This window comes from Staphylococcus lugdunensis (genome assembly GCF_001558775.1).
GTDB lineage: Bacteria > Bacillota > Bacilli > Staphylococcales > Staphylococcaceae > Staphylococcus > Staphylococcus lugdunensis.
The window spans coordinates 1,914,776-1,933,972 of record NZ_CP014022.1 but is presented as its reverse complement, the minus strand read 5'-3'; the positions used below and the strand labels follow the sequence as shown (position 1 = coordinate 1,933,972).

Below are 19,197 nucleotides of genomic sequence, written 5' to 3'. Positions count from 1 at the left end.
TCAGATTATGAAATCACTTTCATAAGTGAAAAAAATAAAAGCTCCCCCTCTATAAAGAGAGGAAGAGCTTTTTTAAATGGTTATATGATACTTACTTATTTAACGTTTTTGCGACGAAAAGCACTAAGAAGTAAGATACTACCAACAAGAGTCATTAAATATGCTAATGATAATGATGTTGTTTCACCAGTTTCAGGTAGAGCATAGCGTTTTGTAACAACATCTCTATATTGAGCCATTGCTTCAGTCATTGTATAGCCATAACCATGATATGATACATGACGGTTATATGCTTGATGTTGTACTGCTTGATGAGCGTAGTTAGCATGTGCTTGTCCGTGATCATATTGACTATGAGTATAGTTTTCATAATGACTGTAATGTTGATGTCCAGCGTTACCTTGATGTCCTACAAAGTTATTAACACCATGATGTGAATGTTGTCCATTAAAGTCATGTTGTCCTTTGTAATGGTTGTGGTAGTTATTATAACCTCCATTAAAGTCTTGATGTTGATGGTTATATGATTGATGGTTTGTGTGTTGATGTGTTTTTGTGATTTCAATTGGTTTTCTTGGAATTACAATACTTGGGTGATTATTGAAATCAATATGCACATTACCTGCTTGATCAATATAATAATATTTGATTGTTGCACGTGTGCCTTGGATACATGGAACACAAACTTCTCGACCATCAGCTAAGATAATCACAGTATTTTTATCTTGGTCAATATAATAATGTTTAACTGCAGAAGGTGTTGGTTTAACATCTTGTTTTTGAATTTGTTTTGATGCTTCAATAACTACTTTTCTACCATCACTAAAGATAATAATTGTATTGCCTGATTGATCTTTTTGAATATCTTTTACTGTAACTGAATGTCCGTTTTGACCTCCAGGAATAGTAATTGTGTGTCCATCACTAAATTCAATGATAGTGTTTCCATCTTTAGTTAATTTTTGACTTACAATATGAATAGACTGACCATCTTTACCGTTATAGCCATTTTGGCCGTTATAACCATTTTGACCATTGTAGCCATTATTACCATTGTAACCATTTTGACCATTATTTCCGTCACGTCCGTCGCGGCCATCTCGACCATCTCGTCCATCACGGCCTTTTTCTATTGTAATTGTATTACCATCACTAAAGACTACAACCGTATTGCCTGATTGATCTTGATGGCTTTCTTTTACTGTAACTGAATGTCCATCTTTACCTCTAGGTATAGTGATTGAGTTTCCATCACTAAATTCGACAATTGTATTACCTTCTTTAGTTACTCTTTGACTCACAATTGTAATTGATTTGCCATCTTGACCGTCACGTCCATCGCGACCTTTTTCTATTGTAATTGTATTACCATCACTAAAGACTACAACCGTATTGCCTGATTGGTCTTTATGACTTTCTTTTACAGTGACTGAATGTCCATCTTGGCCTCTTGGCACAGTAATTGTATGTCCATCACTAAATTCAACAATTGTATTGCCTTCTTTAGTTACTCTTTGACTCACAATTGTAATTGATTGACCATCCTGACCTTTTTCACCACGATCACCTTTATCACCTTTTGGTATTGTGATTGAATGTCCATCTGTGAATTTAACAATTGTTCCACCTTGAGCATCTTTTGTTATTTCTTGAATGCTAACTGAGTGTCCATCTTGACCTTTAGGAACTGTAACTGTTTTGCCATCACTGAAGTGGATAACTGTGTTACCAGCGCCATCTGTCGTTGTGTTCGTTACGGTAATTGATACGCCATCATGACCATCTCGTCCATTTTGTCCGTCGCGACCTTTTGGTACGGTTACTGTTTTACCGTCGCTGAAGTGGATAACTGTATTGCCAGCACTATCTGTTGTTGTGTTCGTTACGGTAATTGATGTGCCGTCTTGGCCTTTATCACCTTTCGCGCCTTTCGGTACTGTTACTGTTTTTCCGTCACTAAAGTGGATAACTGTATTACCGTCTCCATCTGTTGTTGTGTTCGTTACTGTCACTGATGTACCATCATGTCCATTTTGGCCATCGTGACCTTTTGGCACAGTCACTGTTTTACCGTCACTGAAGTGGATAACTGTGTTGCCAGCTCCATCTGTTGTTGTGTCGGTTACTGTTACTGATGTACCATCTTGGCCTTTATCACCTTTCGCACCTTTTGGCACAGTCACTGTTTTACCGTCACTGAAGTGGATAACTGTGTTGCCAGCTCCATCTGTTGTTGTGTCGGTTACTGTTACTGATGTACCATCTTGACCTTTGTCGCCTTTCGCGCCTTTCGGTACTGTTACTGTTTTACCGTCACTGAAGTGGATAACTGTATTACCGTCTCCATCTGTTGTTGTGTTCGTTAATGTTACTGATGTGCCGTCTTGGCCTTTATCACCTTTCGCACCTTTTGGCACAGTTACTGTTTTACCGTCACTGAAGTGGATAACTGTATTACCGTCTCCATCTGTTGTTGTATTAGTTACTGTTACTGACGTTCCATCATGTCCATTTTCACCATGATCACCTTTATCACCTTTTGGCACAATAATTGAAGTGTTATCTGAGAAGATAACTTTACGGTCACCATTTGGTTCAATTGTATTACTAATAATAGTTATAGATTTGCCATCTTGGCCTTTGTCACCTTTTGGTATTGTAATTGATTTTCCATCTGTAAATGTTACAACTGTTTCTCCAGTAGGTTGTTTTGTAATGTTTTGAATACCAACTGATGTGCCGTCTTGACCTTTAGGAATTGTAACGGTTTTACCATCACTAAAGTGAATTACTGTATTACCCGCACTATCTGTTGTTGTACTTGTGATACTAATTGATGTACCATTTTGACCATCGTGACCATTTTCGCCTCGGTCACCTTTTTCGCCTTTTGGTATTGTTACTGTTTTACCATTTGTAAATGTGATTACTGTATCACCTTGTGGGTTTTTAGTAACACTTTGAATATCGATGGCATGTCCGTCTTGACCTTTAGGAATTGTAACATTTTTACCATCGCTGAAGTGAATCACTGTGTTACCTGCACTATCTGTTGTCGTACTTGTAATACTAATTGATGTGCCATTTTGGCCATCGTGACCATTTTCACCTCGATCACCTTTAGCGCCTTTCGGTATTGTTACTGTTTTGCCATCACTAAAGTGAACAACTGCGTTTCCGTCTTTATCTAATTCAGTATTAGTTACTGTAATTGATGTACCATTTTGACCGTCTTGACCTTTTGGTACAGTAACATTACGACCATCACTAAAGTGGATAACTGTGTTACCAGCGCCATCTGTTGTTGTACTTGTAATCGTAATAGATTGACCGTCTTGACCTTTTTGACCATTTTCGCCTCGATCACCTTTTGGTATTGTAATTGATTTTCCGTCTGTAAAGGTTACAACTTTATCACCAGTAGTTGACGTTGTAATTGTTTTAATACCAATTGATGTGCCGTCTTGGCCTTTTGGTACAGTTAATGTTTTGCCATCACTAAAGTGAACGACTTTATTTCCATCATTATCTGTATCAATTGTAGTAATACTAATTGATGTGCCATTTTCACCTTTGTCGCCTTTTGTACCTTTTGGTATCACAACTGTTGTGTTATCTGAGAATACAAGTTTGCGATCGCCATTTGGTTCTTCTGTATTACTTGTGATAGTAATTGAATGACCATCGGCACCTTTAACACCTGCGTCACCTTTTTCTCCTTTAGGTATCGTAATAGATTTTCCGTCTGAGAATGTTACAACAGTTTCACCATTTGGTTGTTTAGTGACATTTTGTATTGTTACTGATGTACCGTTTTGACCTTTTGGTACAGTTACATTTTTACCATCACTAAAGTGGATGACTGTATTGCCCGCACCATCTGTTGTAGTACTTGTAATTGTAATTGATACACCATCGCGTCCGTTTTGACCATCATGTCCATTTTCGCCTCGGTCGCCTTTTTCACCTTTTGGTATTGTTAATATTTGACCATCCGTGAAGGTTACAACTTTTTCACCAGTAGTTGATGTAGTAATTGATTTAATACCAATTGATGTGCCGTCTTGGCCTTTTGGCACGGTTACATTTTTACCATCACTGAAGTGGATGATTGTGTTACCAGCTGCATCTGTTTCTGTGCGGGTAATTGTGATTGATGCACCATTTTGGCCATTGTCACCTTTATCACCTTTCGCACCTTTTGGTATCACAACTGTTGTGTTATCTGAGAATACTAGTTTACGGTCGCCGTTAGGTTCTTCTGTATTACTTGTGATTGTAATTGAATGACCATCGGCACCTTTAATACCTGCGTCACCTTTTTCGCCTTTTGGTATTGTAATAGTTTTGCCATCTGAGAAGGTTACAACAGTGTCGCCATTTGGTTGTTTAGTGACATTTTGTATTGTCACTGATGTTCCGTTTTGACCTTTTGGTACAGTTACATTTTTACCATCACTAAAGTGGATGACTGTGTTGCCATTTCCATCTGTTTCTGTGCGAGTAATTGTAATTGATGTACCATCATGTCCGTTATCTCCACGGTCACCTTTTTCGCCTTTTGGTATTGTCAATGTTTTACCATCTGTAAAGGTTACAACTTTATCACCAGTACTTGACGTTGTAATTGTTGCAATACCTACTGATGTGCCATTTTGACCTTTTGGTATTGTGATTACTTTGCCATCTGTAAAATGAACAACTGTGTTACCTGATCCATCTACTTCTGTTCTTGAAATGCCAATAGATGTACCATTTTCACCTTTCGCACCTTTCGCACCTTTTGGTATCACAACTGTTGTGTTATCTGAGAACACAAGTTTACGATCTCCGTTTGGTTCTTCTGTATTACTTGTGATTGTAATTGAATGACCATCGGCACCTTTAACACCTGCGTCACCTTTTTCGCCTTTTGGTATCGTAATCGATTTGCCATCTGAGAAGGTTACTAATGTATCACCATTTGGTTGTTTAGCGATATTTTGTATTGTCACTGATGTTCCGTTTTGGCCTTTTGGTACGGTTACATTTTTACCATCACTGAAATGGATAACTGTGTTACCTGCAGCATCTGTTTCTGTGCGAGTAATTGTGATTGACGCACCATCACGTCCGTTTTGGCCATCATGACCATTGTCGCCTCGGTCACCTTTTTCACCTTTTGGTATTGTAAGCACTTGGTTATCTGTAAAGGTTACAACTTTATCACCATTAGCTGATGTTGTAATTGATTTAATACCAATTGATGTGCCGTCTTGACCTTTTGGTACAGTTAATGTTTTACCATCACTAAAATGAACGACTTTATTGCCAGTACTATCTGTATCGATTGTAGTGATACTAACTGATGTTCCATTTTGGCCATTGTCACCTTTATCGCCTTTGTCTCCTTTTGGTATCACAACTGTTGTGTTATCTGAGAATGTTAATTTGCGATCGCCATTTGCTTCTTGTGTATTACCTGTAATTGTAATTGAATGACCATCGGCACCTTTAACACCTGCATCACCTTTGTCGCCTTTTGGTATCGTAATCGATTTGCCATCTGAGAAGGTTACAACTGTGTCACCATTTGGTTGTTTAGCTATATTTTGAATTGTCACTGATGTGCCATTTTGACCTTTTGGTACGGTTACATTTTTACCATCACTGAAGTGGATGATTGTGTTACCAGCTGCATCCGTTTCTGTACGAGTAATTGTAATTGAATGACCATCTTGACCATTGTCACCTTTGTCACCTTTATCGCCTTTTGGTATTGTAAGCACTTGGTTATCTGTAAAGGTTACAACTTTATCACCATTAGCTGATGTTGTAATTGATTTAATACCAATTGATGTGCCGTCTTGACCTTTTGGTACAGTTAATGTTTTACCATCACTAAAATGAACAACTTTGTTTCCTGTTGTATCAGTGTCAATAGACGTAATGCTAATTGATGTGCCATTTTCGCCTTTATCACCTTTAACACCTTTTGGTATCACGACTGTTGTATTATCTGAGAATACAAGTTTACGATCTCCGTTTGGTTCTTCTGTATTACTTGTGATTGTGATTGAACGACCATCAGCACCTTTTGCACCTACGTCACCTTTATCACCTTTAGCGCCTTTTGGTATCGTCATTGTTTTACCATCTGTAAATGTTACGATTGTGTCACCATTTGCTTGTGGTGTAATTGTACGGATACCAATTGACGTACCATTTTGACCTTTTGGTATTGTAACTGATTTGCCGTCACTAAAATGAACTACTGTATTTCCAGCTGTATCTGTTCCTGTAGATGTGATACTGATAGATGTTCCGTTTTGACCATTTTCTCCACGATCACCTTTGTCTCCTTTTGGTATCACAACTGTTGTGTTATCTGAGAAGACAAGTTTACGATTTCCATTTGGTTCTACTGTATTACTAGTGATTGTGATTGAATGACCATCGGCACCTTTTGCACCTACATCACCTTTATCACCTTTCGCACCTTTTGGTATTGTCATTGTTTTACCATCTGTAAACGTTACAACTGTATCTCCATTTGCTTGCGGCGTAATTGTACGTATTCCTACTGAAGTACCATTACGTCCAGGCGTACCTGCTGGAATGATAATAGATGAATTATCACTAAATTGAACTGTTGTATTTCCTTGTGAATCTTTAGATATGTGTTTGACAGTAATAGATTTACCTGCTGGACCTTGGTCACCTTTATCACCTTTTGGTCCTTTAGGAATTTTAAGAGTTGTGTTATCACTAAATCTTACAATTGTATTACCATCTGCATCCACAGTTGTACTAGTAATTGTTATTGATCTACCTGCTGGACCTTGAGCACCTGTATCACCTTTGTCTCCTTTTGGTCCTTTAGGAAGACGAATTGTTCGTCCGTCACTAAATTGAACGACTCTTTCTCCAGTACTTGGATCTAAATATTCATTTGTAATAGTAATAGAACGACCATCATTACCAGGTAAACCATCTGGTACAAAGAATCGACTTACTTGTTGACCAGTTGTCGCATTCGTAATTGTTACCCAACTACCTGGTTTATTTTGATCTTGTCCACGTTGAACTGATGTAGTAAGGTTAGGTGTTCTACCATCTCGAGGAATAATAATTTTTCCAGGTTTACTTGTTTTACCTTCAACAGTTGCTACGGCTGAAATGTGGTCTCCTTCTTGCAATGTATAATTTGGCAATTGGAAATTAAATCGACCTGAATTATCAGATGTCGTTTGATAGTTTCTTCCTCCTACTGTTATTGTTACGGCAGCATTAGGGCTTGTTTCACCGCTAACAATATTTGTACCAGAAAGTTGTGGTTCAAGAATTGGAGGTAGTGGTCCACTGATATTAGAATCATTTACAGCCCCAATACCAATTTTAATAATTTTATTAACTGGTGGTATATTGTATGTTTCTTTAACAAATCGACCAATTGTTTGGTTATTAAATTTAACAATTGAATAAAGTGTACCGCGTTTACCTACTTGACCTTCTCTTTGAACTTCTTGTTGACCTACAGGTAAGTCTTTAGAAACCACGTATTCTATTTGGAAAGGAATATTTTCAACTTCTGACGTATCATCAGTAGTGATAATATGACGATCTGGATTATTATCTCCCTGGATGTTCATTTCGTCATAGAAGTAGTTATCATTTGAATTTGGGTTCATTACACCTTGACCAACAAGAGTAACGTTGTTGTCGAACATTAGAACCTTACCATTAAAGCTTAAATCACCATTCCAATCACGTACTGGAACACTAAAATGATATTCTACACGTCCACCACGTTGAACAAAATATCTCGTAATTGTTGGTCGGCTACTCAAACCATAACCAGCTGGATAACTAGGGTGTGGACTTTTAATCATATCTAAATTATTTGAGATTGTATTACCACCATATATATTAAAACGACCGTTAATACGTTCTGGCACATTATATCCTGAGCCAAAGTTAAAGCCACCTAAATCAGCGTCATGCCCAGATGCAGAAGCTGATGGATTAACTTTCCAAGTTACAGTAAAGTCCATTTTATTTGTTCTTTTATTAGGTTGAACATGTACTGTATAGTTTGCAGGAGATTGGCCTTGAGAAGTATATCCTTGACCGTTAACTGTTAAGCCTTTATTTGGATCTATATAAATACTACGCTTTAACTCTGCTACCGATCCAATTTCTGTGTTATTAACATTTACACCATCACCAGGTATAGTAGCATATGTTGTGTATAATGATGTTTGTTCTTTAGCATATTGAATACCAGCATACATTATCGCTTGAAATGCTTTTTTAGCATCTGTCTTATTAAAGTCTATATTTAAGCGATTAACAATTGCTCTAACGTCTGTTTCACTGTATGATTCAGCTAATAAATCATGCACTAATTGACTTCTATTTGTTGATTTATTGTATTTATCAATAAATTCTGCTGGTGGCTCTGCATTTTCAGCAGCACTAGCATCTGAGTCGAGACTACTAGCAAGTGGTACTGAAGTTGCAGCACGCGCACGTGTCGTATCATACACTGGGGTAGTGATATTAGAGTTTGTATCTACACTATCATCAGTTTTATTTTCATCTGTTTCTTTTGAAGTCGCTTTATCATCTGAATCTTCTGATGCTTTTTTGCTATCAGAAGCTGCTTTTTCTTCTGTTTTTGCTTGTGTTTGTGCAGTTTCTTTTTTAGATTCTGTTTGCGTAGCTGTTTGATTTTGCTCTTTCTGTGGTGCTACGTGCTTAGAATCTGTTTGATTATTGTTAGAGTTAACCTCTGTAGTAGGTGTTGCTTTATCTTGCTCAGGTGCAGTTTGAACGTTTTGAGCATTAGAAGCTGCAGTTTGTTGACTGCTATCTGCCTCTTGAGAAGTCGATGCTGACTGTTCAGTTGCTACCTTATCTGATACCTTTGCTGAACTATTGCTTTGGGCGTGTGCTTCATTACTCAAACCAAAAATCAATGTTGTCCCAACAAGAATAGAAGCAGTACCAATTGTAAATTTTCTAATCGAATAATTGTTATGTCGATTAAGAAATTGAGCTGGTTTTTTGTTTGATTTCACTTTTTGTCACGTCCTCGTTGTATAATCTTGATGTATTTATCTACACTAAGAATATCAGATAATTTAGCGTATAACAATACTATTATTTTTTTATATCATTTTTTGTGCTTTGAATTTTGCTTAAAATCATATTGTGAGAGAAAATAAAAAACACTTCAATCTATTAGTTAATAACTAACGGATCAAAGTGTTCTACAATTATTTAATCTGTTCTGCTATAAATATTTTACGCTTTTCCCAAACACCCGTCTTTTCATTATAATCATCACAAGTAATTAAAGTTAGGCGGTTTTTATCCCCTCTATGCTCATCTAGCACATCGATTTCGTCTGGATTCACATCTCGTATAGTTGTCATTTTATACTCTCTTGTTTCATTTCCCACTTTAAAATAAACCTTGCTACCTTTTTTAGCTGCTTTTAAATTTGTAAATTGATAATGTGGGCGGCCAATATATGTATGACCTGCAATTGCAATATTTTGATCATCTAAAGATTCCTGTTCTTCGGCAAAGCTAACTCCACGGTTTAATTGTTCAGGTGTCGCTGGTCCAGGGTAAACAGGTTCATTAATATCAGCATCTGGAATACGGAGATAACCAGCCATTTCTGCCTTGTCTTTAGGGATGGTTGGCTTATCATTTTTATTTGCTTTACTGACTATTTTATCATAGTTTTCTATTTTATCGCTATTATCTTTGTCATGTAAATAACTATCAATATGAGGTTTGGCAAATAGGTAAATGGCAACTAATATAAGTATAACTCCAATAATGGTCATCAATTGGTTTGTCCATTTTTTCATGCAGTATTTCTCCTTTAAACCGTAAAATTGTTTGATAATAGTATAGCATTGATTGCTTTTTTTACCTACGACAAGTTTGTCATATTTTATTACATAAATTTGAAATCAATAGTTGAACACTATACAATAAAAAATAAAAAGGTGAGACATATGATTAGACACGCAGAACGTCAAGATTTACCGGCCATTCTATCTATTTATAATGATGCTATTATCAATACGACAGCTGTTTATAGCTATGAGTCACAAACAATAGAGGAACGTGAAGAGTGGTTTGAGAGAAAAGTTATAGCCGGAGAGCCTATTCTCGTATTTGAACAACATCAACAAGTCGTTGGGTTTGCTACTTATGGTTCATTCCGAGATTGGCCTGCTTATCTCTATTCAATAGAACATTCAATTTATGTAGATTCAGCCTATCGCGGCCATGGTATTGCTTCACAATTACTTAGTCAACTAATGCAAATTGCTAAAGATGAAGGCTATCGTACAATGGTTGCAGGTATTGATGCTTCAAATGAAGTAAGCATTCATCTACACGAAAAAATTGGTTTTATTCATGCAGGTACAATTAATAATGTTGGTTACAAATTCAATCGTTGGTTGGATTTAGCATTTTATCAAATTGATTTATTAACTAAATAATTCAAATATTAACATTTAAGTCTAATAAATTTTGTCATCACTTTGATATTAATTTATAACCGTACATAGACTCGTTACTATAGCAATAAAAGCGCTCAAGTTTCATTTCCCGAGCGCTTTTATTATTCAACTATGTCATTTTTTTAGCTTTCTTAATAAATTGGAAATAGTAAAAGAAAAATACGATTATCATACTAAGCGACATGCATTGCAATAGAAGATTCTCCCATGTACCCTCCGTTGTCAAATAGTAGGTCATCGTTGTGTTAATCGTAAAGGCTAAAAAAATCCCAAATAACCTTCGCATAACATCAACCCCTTTTGGATATTTTATAATCAAAGTTGTAAATTTGCAATATAAGATTTTAAATTTTCGGAAAATTGACTCCACTTCTATGTAATCAATTGTGGTAAATATCCATGAAAAAGGGGAGCAGGACAGAATTCATTATGAATTCGTAGTCCCACTCCCTAAAATGTTATTATCTAGGTTTTCGTAGAATTTAATTATTGACTTTTTTTTCAGCGTCTCCGAAGATTTTACGTTTAATCGCTTCTCCTGTTGGTGTTCCAGCTAAGCCACCAAGTCCAGTTTCTCTTAGAGATGCTGGTAAGTTTCTACCAACTTTATCCATAGCTTCAATAACTTCATCAACAGGAATTCTACTTTCAACACCTGCTAATGCTAAATCTGCTGAAATTAATGCGTTACCAGATCCTATGGCATTTCTCATTACACATGGAATTTCAACTAAGCCTGCAACTGGGTCACAAACTAATCCTAATAAGTTACTAATTGCTAATGCCATAGCATGTCCAGATGCTTCTGGTTTACCTCCAAAAATGGCTACAGCTGCCGCAGCTGCCATTGCTGATGCTGATCCTACTTCGGCTTGGCAACCACCCGTAGCACCTGCAACACTGGCGTTATTTGCAACAACACGGCCAAACAGTGCTGAAGTAAACAAGAAATCAATCATTTGATCTTCAGTTAAATCGTGTGTTTTTTCTAATTTAAAAAGTACGCCCGGAATCGTTCCGGAGGAGCCAGCTGTTGGAGTTGCACAGATGATACCCATTGCTGCGTTCACTTCATTTGTCGCAACAGCTCCTTTAACCGCTTCAATCATCTCATGCCCAGATAAAGCGTGTTGTGATTCATTGTATTTATTTAATTTGATTGCATCTTGACCTGTGTAACCTGTAACACTTTTTACGCCTTCACCAGTTGTGCCCTTTTCAACTGCTGCGCGCATTACTTCAAGATTTTGTTTCATAATTGCTCGAACGTCTTCACGTGATTTGCCTTGAAGTTCCATTTCTTCATTGATCATGATGTCAGCAAATGACATATCATTTTCTACTGCATAATCAATTGTCTCTCTAATTGAATCAAACATTATAAATCCCCCTCTAATTTATATAGGATACGTTTAAGTCACTATATTTCTCTCTTATTTGTTCTAACGCTGATTCTGACAATGCTTTAGATAAAGGTAATACTACTAAACATTGGTTGTCTTTCATTTCAGTCATTTCTTTGTCAATTGCAGCACCGGCTTCACTGGCAAAGTTAATGAAATGATTGACTGTGGATTTATCAGTATAACCATCCATCACTAAAATAGGTAATCCATGATTGAAGTTAACTTCTAGCCCTTCAACGTTAATACGTTTTAGTTTAATTGTTCCGCCACCAATTGAGTTACCAATTACTTCAATATGGCGACCATTTGCTTCAGCTTTAATATACGCACAGTTTGGATGTTCTCCCAAGCTTTCGCCTCTGTCTTCAATGATATCTACTTTGATACCTTGACTTTCAGCAATATTTAAAGCATCTTTAATACGGCTATCAAACGTGCTATAGCCCATCGCACCACCTATAACTGCGACATCTGTGCCATGACCTTGATGAGTTTCAGCAAATGATTCGTAATAACGAATTTCAATTTTCTGAGGTGTAACACCAAGTACACTTCCTGCTGAGTTACCGATTTTAACGGCACCAGCAGTATGAGAACTTGATGGTCCCATCATAACTGGCCCAATAATGTCAAATGCGCTTTGATAATCATAGGATTTTTTAGCCATTATTAAACACTCTCCTTAACTTGGTTGTTTTGTCCAGGAATCGTGATGTCTGTTTTTGTAATATTTAATTTGCTAATCAATTTACCAAAGATATACGCTAAAATAATACTTACAACTGCAACCACAATAATTGTAATAACTGATGGTAAAGGTTTATTAAAGCCAAACAATACAATGGCACCAGCGATTGGTGTTGCCATACCAGTTACATTTATCACTAGCCCTGCAAATGTAACGATACATGCGTTGACCATACCGATAATCGCATTCGTACCATAAAGTTGTAATGGATACTGTGCGATTAAGTCAATTTGGGTAAGTGGTTCAATACATACCGCAAATGCTTTTGATGGTCCACCAATTTTCAATGTTCTAAATAAGACAAAGTTAACAAATGAGCTGCCCATACAAGTTAATGCACCGATTGCCATTGGCACACCAGTGAGTCCTAATAAACTAGTTAAAACCATAGAGCTTAAAGGTGTCATTCCTGTAACTGGAATAACAAGTCCTAATATAATTGCTAATGCGTATGGGTTGTTATCTCCAACTGAAGTAACAGCGCCACCAATTTGTCTTAATACTGCCATAACCCCTGGTGAAATAATATGTGCTAAACCAAACGTAATAGCAGGTGCAACTAGAATGACAACAATTAAATCTAAACCTTCTGGAACTTTTTTCTCAATAAGCTTAATTCCAAAAGCCATAATGTACGCAGCAATAAATGCAGGTAATAATTTGTAATCATGTAAGACTAGCCCTACAATCACCGCAAAAACAGGTGATATATTTAATTTCAAACACGTTAAAATACCTACAGCTACGCCGCTAAGACCGCCGACTAAATCACCGATCTCTTTTAAAAATTCAATGTGAAATACGCCGCCAATAGCGTAACTCAGGAATGCTTGTGGTAAAAATGTAGCACAAGCAGCTCCGGATAAAGCTTGTAGTCCTTGTTTACCGTACGGTGCATACTTTAAAAACAGTGTCATCACTGCTAACACCAATACGAGTGTACCTACGCCTAGAATAATGTTCATTTCCCAAAACCTCTTTTCAATTTTTTCTAGCCATAGTCATCGTACACCCCTAAGAAAACGATTTCAATATAAAACAAAATTTTATTTAGTCTAAAATGTGAATATATTCACAATGTGCAAATTTTCGCGTTTCTAAAATTGTGTTATTTAAATTATTGTAACGATTAAATTTATTTTTTAACATTTTACACCATGAAGAACTTGATTGCAACAAGTAAAATTTTATACATAATTCTTCATATATTTACACTAACTTTACACATCTTTATCGTAACGTATACTTAAATATTTTTGTTTTAAAATGCTCACGATTTAATCACAAAAAAGGAACGGGAGAGAATTCATTATGAATTCGTCGTCCCGCCCCGGCAAGGTCGACTAGAATTGAAAAAACTTAGTATAAGCGTATTTTCAATCCAGTCAACTGCTACCAATATAGAGTTTAGAACATAAATCATAATGATGCCCTAGACTCTTACTTAATTTTATATTTCTAAAGTCAATAGTTGTTGTGTAATCGTTCTTGTTTGTGCATATACCTGTTGATATATTTGATAAAATTGCTCGTATTGACGATGCCGTTCTGGATTAGGACGAAATTCTGCAACGATATCTATAAATGCATTAACACAGTCTTCAATACTCTCAAACCAATTTAGACCTACTGCTGCTATCATAGCAGCTCCCATGCTAGGACCTTCTTCGTGTTTTAACTTTCTTACAGTCGTATTAAAGACATCTGCTTGAAGTTGTAACCAGAACTCACTTTTAGCACCTCCGCCAATAGAAGTGACATGCGTTATTTCTTTACCCGCCGCTCTCATTAACTGTATTGAATCATATAAAGAATACGTCACACCTTCAATAACTGCTCGAGAAAAATCCGCCTTTGTATGGCTGCCACTTAAACCAATAAAACTTCCTCTAATAAAGGCATCTCCATGTGGTGTGCGTTCACCTGCTAAATAGGGAGTATAAAGTAGACGGTTCGCACCGATAGATGATGAGGCTGCTAACTTAATCACATCATCATAACTATCCGCTGCAAAAAACGTATGTTTCAACCAAGAAAGACTGTAACCTGCTGCTAATGTTACTCCCATTGCATAATAAGTATTTGGCACACTATGATTAAAGAAGTGAATGTTGTTTTGATATTGTGTATGTTCATCCTTTTCAACATTGACAATCACGCCAGACGTCCCAATGCTACATAAAGTGTCATTATCATTAACTACACCAGCACCAATTGCACCACACGCATTGTCTCCGCCTCCAGCAAATACTTTGACATTTGATGTTAATCCTAGTTCTATGGCTAATCCTGACTTAACATTACCGACGTAACCATGCGATGGTATTAATGGTGGATAAATCTCACCTAAACCAAAGGCATCTCCAATTTCTCTTGTCCACTCATGCGTTGTTGGATTAAGTAATAATGTACTTGCTGCATCAGAGTATTCCATATGTATCTGACCGGTTAAACCGTAACGAATATAGTCTTTAGGTAATACAAACGTATCCACATGTTTCCATAGCTCTGGCTCATGTTGTTGCATCCATAACATTTTAGGTAAAGTAAAGCCTTCAAGAATTGGATTACCATTTAAACGTTGCCCATAGCGCGCGATGATTTGTTCACATTGTGCTGAATTACGCGTGTCATTCCATAAGATTGCATGCCTCACAGGACAACCATTTTTATCCAAAGGAACCAAGCCATGCATTTGTCCAGAAAATGATATCCCTTGAATTGTATGATGCTTAAGACTGTCATGCTGTGTAACGCGCTTAATCCCTTGCTTTACGGCATCTAGCCATTCATCTGGATCTTGTTCATTATATCCCGGCTGTTGCTGAATCAATGTTAAAGGCTCGCTAACGGTTACTAATACCTGTCCTTCTTTATCTACTGCGATGATTTTCACTGCACTCGTACCTAAATCAATACCTAATACGACTTCTTGCATAAATGGCCACCTTCTCTCACAAAATTAATTGTCTATCATTCCGTGTCCTCACATAGTCATGACTGTTATCATTATATAACGACATAATAAAAATGATAATATATTTTTCGCGTAAAAGATAAAATAATAATACAACTATTTTTCATCCTGACATGTGCTCATTTCTGTTATTACTTTGTATACTAATAGAAATGTAACACATGACAAATAATACAGAAAAGCTGCCGTCATTGTTTACAACAATAAACGACAGCGAATAACGATGTTATCAACATTTTAACGGTTTCCTACATCAGATCCCACTTCTACTTTTTTACTATTTTTATTGTAAATAGCTCCTTGAACACTACCAAAGTTTGGATCATTTCGTTTTTCTTCCACATTAAAGCCTAATGATTTAAACGCCTGAATGTCATCGTCACTTGTTGCATTTTCATAATAGATTGTTGAACCATCATTATAGAATCTTGGTTTATTGATTGATTCTTGCAATGTACCATTACCTTTTAAATAATCTACGATGACCTCATTAAGCATCGTTGGAATTTTATTACCACCTGGCGTACCGATTCCCATATAAAAGTCTGGTCCTACGATGATTGAAGGTGAAGTATAAGAGCGTGGCGCCTTATGCTTTTCACCGTAGTTCGGACTATTGGGATCACTTGAGAAGTTTGTTAAAGAGTTATTCATATAGAAGCCTTCTTTAACGTATTTTCCTGATCCAAAGAAACTAGACAACGTATTTGTGGTACTGACAACCTTGCCATTTTTATCTATAACAACAAAATGTGTGGTGCTCGTATTGTCCACTTGATTCTTATTAAAATTACTTGAATCAATATTAATACCATTTAATTTTTCTAGTAAATAATCTTTAGATAAGTATTGTTCATTACTGGCTTCTTGACCATTAACAATATCTCTATTGCGATACATTAAGTCTCTAGATTTAAGAATACTGCTAATATAGTCTATACGATTGTCTTCATTTTGCTGACCAGGGTTGTTGCTCTCTTCAAGTACTAAGCCTTGTAACATCAGTGTTCCACCTAATGGGTTAGAGGCTGAATAAACTTTGTTATTCAAATAATTCGTACTTACAGGTTCTTTTTCTTCTGTTTTAAACGTTGAAAAGTCTTTTTCAGTCAATTTATCATCCACTTGCTTTGAAATGCTTTTACCAAGATCTTCATAAAAATAATCAGGTCCTTTGTCTTGGATACCTTTCAATGTTTTTGTCAAAGCTTCCTGTTTTACGACATCTCCTTCTCTCACCGTTTTGCTTCCTTTAAAGAATGGTGAGTCACGGTCGATATCGGAACCATAAATTTTCAAACTACGCTCTAACTCTGAATCTACTTCAAAGCCATCTTGGGCTAACGGAATGACATAATCTAATATTTTCTTTTCATCCATTTTCCCTTCTCTTTCATGCATATCATGCATGCCTCTTACAAATCCTGGTGTCCCTATCTGATCTCCTTTTTTATAATCATAAGAGGAAAGTGTTTTATATTCATACATTTTTGGAACTTCTCCATCTTTACCATTATATGTAAGCGACGCACCGCCACCGCCAAGTCCAGACGAATGTGGTTCGGTGATTGCCAAAGCATAAGATACGCCAATAGCCGCATCAACTGCATTTCCACCATCTTGCAAAATCTTTTCTCCAACCCGCTTCGCGATATAGTTGTTTGAAGCAACCCCATAGTCTTTTTTATCTTTAGGTGTTTTATGATCAGCTATTTTATTTTCATAGAGCGCATCTTTATTGGGGTTATCCTCTTTTTGAAAAAGATAAAATGTAAAGGATACTGCAATTGTTGCAATCAAAATGACAATCAAGGTCATTTTATTGTATATATTCATAGTTAGCTTGCTCCTTTTGAAAGATATTGCTCTGTACCATTCTCTAACTCTTGCTTTTCAAATTTATCTAAACCTTCATTCGCTCTTGAAAATGTAACCATGATTAAAATAAAAAGTACAATAAGGACAACTGTTATAGCAACATAATGTTCTTTTTTATTCAAATGAATAACCCCCATCTTTTTCGGCTTTTAAATTGACATGCTCGCCTTTAATGTTGTTATAAAATTTGCGTTGTTCCATTTTACTCATTAAATCTCTAGTTATCTTACCATCGGAAGATTTAATAGGCGTCAAATGGAAACGACTTGCTTTACCGGTCCAATCTTGCTGCACAATCATACCTTTATGATTTTTTGATAGAAATTCATCTGATGTTGTATTGCCTAAACTATAGAATATGGGTTTGTTTTTGTACTTATCTATTTCTTGGATGACCGAATTATGTCCGATAATAATGTCAGCTCCTGAATTTATTAAAGCTTTCGCATATTCACGTTGTCGTTCTGTAACGTTGCGTTCGTTTGGAATCCCCCAATCTACATTAACAACGACGTAGTCATTATTTTGTTTTAATTTTTTTAACAATGGCATAAAAATATTAGGATCCAAACTAATGGATGTTGTATTTTTCAATGGCCCTGTGTAATTTGACTCGACATCTGTAAACGATACATTGGCAATTTTTTTATTTTTAATTGTTTGTTGAACCGTTTTACTATTAATAGGATTAGAGCCATTACCAGTTAAAAAGTTATATTCTGTTTGGGCCTCCACTTTTTTACTTAAATCTTGAGCTTGTACATTATCAACTTCGTTATTTATAAGATTGACACTTTTAATATTCTGATCTTTTAGAAATAAAATATTTTCTAAATTCTTTTTCAAATTCTCATCACTTTTATCTGAAAAGTGATTTACATGCAGTGATGCCGTTGAAAAATCACTTTGCTTTAATGGTTGTTTTAAACTAGCGAACACATCATTGAGATTGATATTACGTATATGTGAGTTAAGGTTAATGTTGCCTAGATAAGTCATGCGAATATTATTTCCAGATTTAGGGATACTATCTACTGACTCAACCTTTTGGGAGCTAATTGCCACAACTAATAACACAAGCGTAATTACCAGCACAATTAATGTATATAAAAAGTTACGTCGTTTATGTCGTTTTGCTTGTTTTAACAACCACTCACTTGCTGTTAACTTCTTTTTCATGATTTTGCGCTCCTTGCTCGTAATTAATTAATAAAGCTATATAAGAACAAGATGACATAAGTGATACAAGTTAATAACATTGTCGTTGATAAGGTAATTACGACACCTTGTTTTTGAATTGTATTCGCAATTATTCCTGGTATAACAACACCTATGCCTGATACTTCTACGACTTCAAACGGGGTTATTGGATAAATTAAATCAAAGATAAATTTTAATACCATTCCCGTTAAAATCATCGCTGCAAATTTTCGTCTACCATATAAAATGACCCATTTGCTTATGCCAAATGTCACAATAAAATAAGTTAAGCAGCTAATGACGAGCACTGATAATAACATGATGGGCTCATCAAAGATAAGTGCTAGGTAGCCTGGTACAACAAGCCCTGCTGGATTAATTCCAAATTTTTCAGCAAAAATCAAACTAAGCACAATTCCTACAAATAAGGAAAAATATAATTCTGAACCTATCATT

12 protein-coding genes are annotated in these 19,197 nt (G+C 36.1%); 1 reads left to right on the top strand and 11 read right to left on the bottom strand.

Annotated features, from left to right (window positions below; all coding sequences use genetic code 11):
- Positions 1-95: 95 nt before the first annotated feature.
- Together AL499_RS08965 and srtA are read right to left on the bottom strand one after the other, a co-directional pair.
- Positions 96-9,062, bottom strand: coding sequence for a YSIRK-type signal peptide-containing protein (locus AL499_RS08965; protein ID WP_002492506.1), 8,967 nt, complete (start codon positions 9,060-9,062; stop codon positions 96-98).
- Between the two features lie 198 nt (positions 9,063-9,260).
- A complete protein-coding gene (srtA, locus tag AL499_RS08960) occupies positions 9,261-9,866 on the bottom strand; it encodes a class A sortase SrtA (RefSeq protein ID WP_002492532.1) in 606 nt (201 codons plus the stop codon).
- A gap of 150 nt (positions 9,867-10,016) precedes the next feature.
- Between srtA and AL499_RS08955 the strand changes: the two genes are divergently transcribed.
- Complete coding sequence (locus AL499_RS08955) at positions 10,017-10,511, top strand: GNAT family N-acetyltransferase (protein WP_002460446.1); 495 nt, start codon at positions 10,017-10,019, stop codon at positions 10,509-10,511.
- A 130-nt stretch (positions 10,512-10,641) separates the two neighbouring features.
- On the opposite strand, the gene AL499_RS12755 is transcribed toward AL499_RS08955, so the two are convergent.
- The 9 genes from AL499_RS12755 to pgsC all read right to left on the bottom strand — a co-directional run bounded on the left by AL499_RS12755 (position 10,642) and on the right by pgsC (position 19,196).
- Positions 10,642-10,818, bottom strand: a complete 177-nt coding sequence (locus AL499_RS12755) for a hypothetical protein (RefSeq protein WP_014533217.1) — start codon at positions 10,816-10,818, stop codon at positions 10,642-10,644.
- 196 nt (positions 10,819-11,014) lie between these two features.
- Positions 11,015-11,911 carry an L-serine ammonia-lyase, iron-sulfur-dependent, subunit alpha gene (gene sdaAA / locus AL499_RS08950; protein ID WP_002460448.1) on the bottom strand — a complete coding sequence of 299 codons (897 nt, stop codon included), beginning with the start codon at positions 11,909-11,911 and terminating at the stop codon, positions 11,015-11,017.
- A 13-nt stretch (positions 11,912-11,924) separates the two neighbouring features.
- Positions 11,925-12,605: an L-serine ammonia-lyase, iron-sulfur-dependent subunit beta gene (sdaAB, locus tag AL499_RS08945; protein ID WP_002460450.1), complete on the bottom strand. Its 681-nt coding sequence runs from the start codon at positions 12,603-12,605 to the stop codon at positions 11,925-11,927.
- 2 nt (positions 12,606-12,607) lie between these two features.
- Positions 12,608-13,651, bottom strand: a complete 1,044-nt coding sequence (locus AL499_RS08940) for a PTS sugar transporter subunit IIC (protein WP_002460451.1) — start codon at positions 13,649-13,651, stop codon at positions 12,608-12,610.
- Between the two features lie 485 nt (positions 13,652-14,136).
- The gene (gene xylB / locus AL499_RS08935) at positions 14,137-15,624 is read right to left on the bottom strand and encodes a xylulokinase (RefSeq protein ID WP_002492579.1); all 1,488 of its coding nucleotides are present in this window, start codon (positions 15,622-15,624) and stop codon (positions 14,137-14,139) included.
- Between the two features lie 276 nt (positions 15,625-15,900).
- Positions 15,901-17,499 (bottom strand): gamma-glutamyltransferase, encoded by a 1,599-nt coding sequence (locus tag AL499_RS08930; protein ID WP_002460453.1) that lies wholly within the window; start codon positions 17,497-17,499, stop codon positions 15,901-15,903.
- Positions 17,500-17,501: 2 nt separating this feature from the next.
- On the bottom strand, positions 17,502-17,663 hold the full coding sequence (locus tag AL499_RS12680; protein WP_002478612.1) for a hypothetical protein: 162 nt from the start codon (positions 17,661-17,663) through the stop codon (positions 17,502-17,504).
- Positions 17,656-18,720 (bottom strand): CapA family protein, encoded by a 1,065-nt coding sequence (locus AL499_RS08925; RefSeq protein WP_002460455.1) that lies wholly within the window; start codon positions 18,718-18,720, stop codon positions 17,656-17,658. The genes AL499_RS12680 and AL499_RS08925 overlap by 8 nt, the downstream gene beginning before the upstream one ends.
- A 23-nt stretch (positions 18,721-18,743) precedes the next feature.
- Positions 18,744-19,196 (bottom strand): poly-gamma-glutamate biosynthesis protein PgsC, encoded by a 453-nt coding sequence (pgsC, locus tag AL499_RS08920; RefSeq protein WP_002460457.1) that lies wholly within the window; start codon positions 19,194-19,196, stop codon positions 18,744-18,746.
- Between the last annotated feature and the right edge of the window lies 1 nt (position 19,197).

Coding starts and splice junctions, on each gene's coding strand:
- AL499_RS08930 (WP_002460453.1), bottom strand. CDS start 17,499: ATGAATATATACAATAAAATGACCTTGATTGTCATTTTGATTGCAACA.
- AL499_RS08940 (WP_002460451.1), bottom strand. CDS start 13,651: ATGAACATTATTCTAGGCGTAGGTACACTCGTATTGGTGTTAGCAGTG.
- pgsC (WP_002460457.1), bottom strand. CDS start 19,196: ATGATAGGTTCAGAATTATATTTTTCCTTATTTGTAGGAATTGTGCTT.
- AL499_RS08955 (WP_002460446.1), top strand. CDS start 10,017: ATGATTAGACACGCAGAACGTCAAGATTTACCGGCCATTCTATCTATT.
- sdaAB (WP_002460450.1), bottom strand. CDS start 12,605: ATGGCTAAAAAATCCTATGATTATCAAAGCGCATTTGACATTATTGGG.
- AL499_RS12755 (WP_014533217.1), bottom strand. CDS start 10,818: ATGCGAAGGTTATTTGGGATTTTTTTAGCCTTTACGATTAACACAACG.
- xylB (WP_002492579.1), bottom strand. CDS start 15,624: ATGCAAGAAGTCGTATTAGGTATTGATTTAGGTACGAGTGCAGTGAAA.
- AL499_RS08925 (WP_002460455.1), bottom strand. CDS start 18,720: ATGAAAAAGAAGTTAACAGCAAGTGAGTGGTTGTTAAAACAAGCAAAA.
- sdaAA (WP_002460448.1), bottom strand. CDS start 11,911: ATGTTTGATTCAATTAGAGAGACAATTGATTATGCAGTAGAAAATGAT.
- srtA (WP_002492532.1), bottom strand. CDS start 9,866: ATGAAAAAATGGACAAACCAATTGATGACCATTATTGGAGTTATACTT.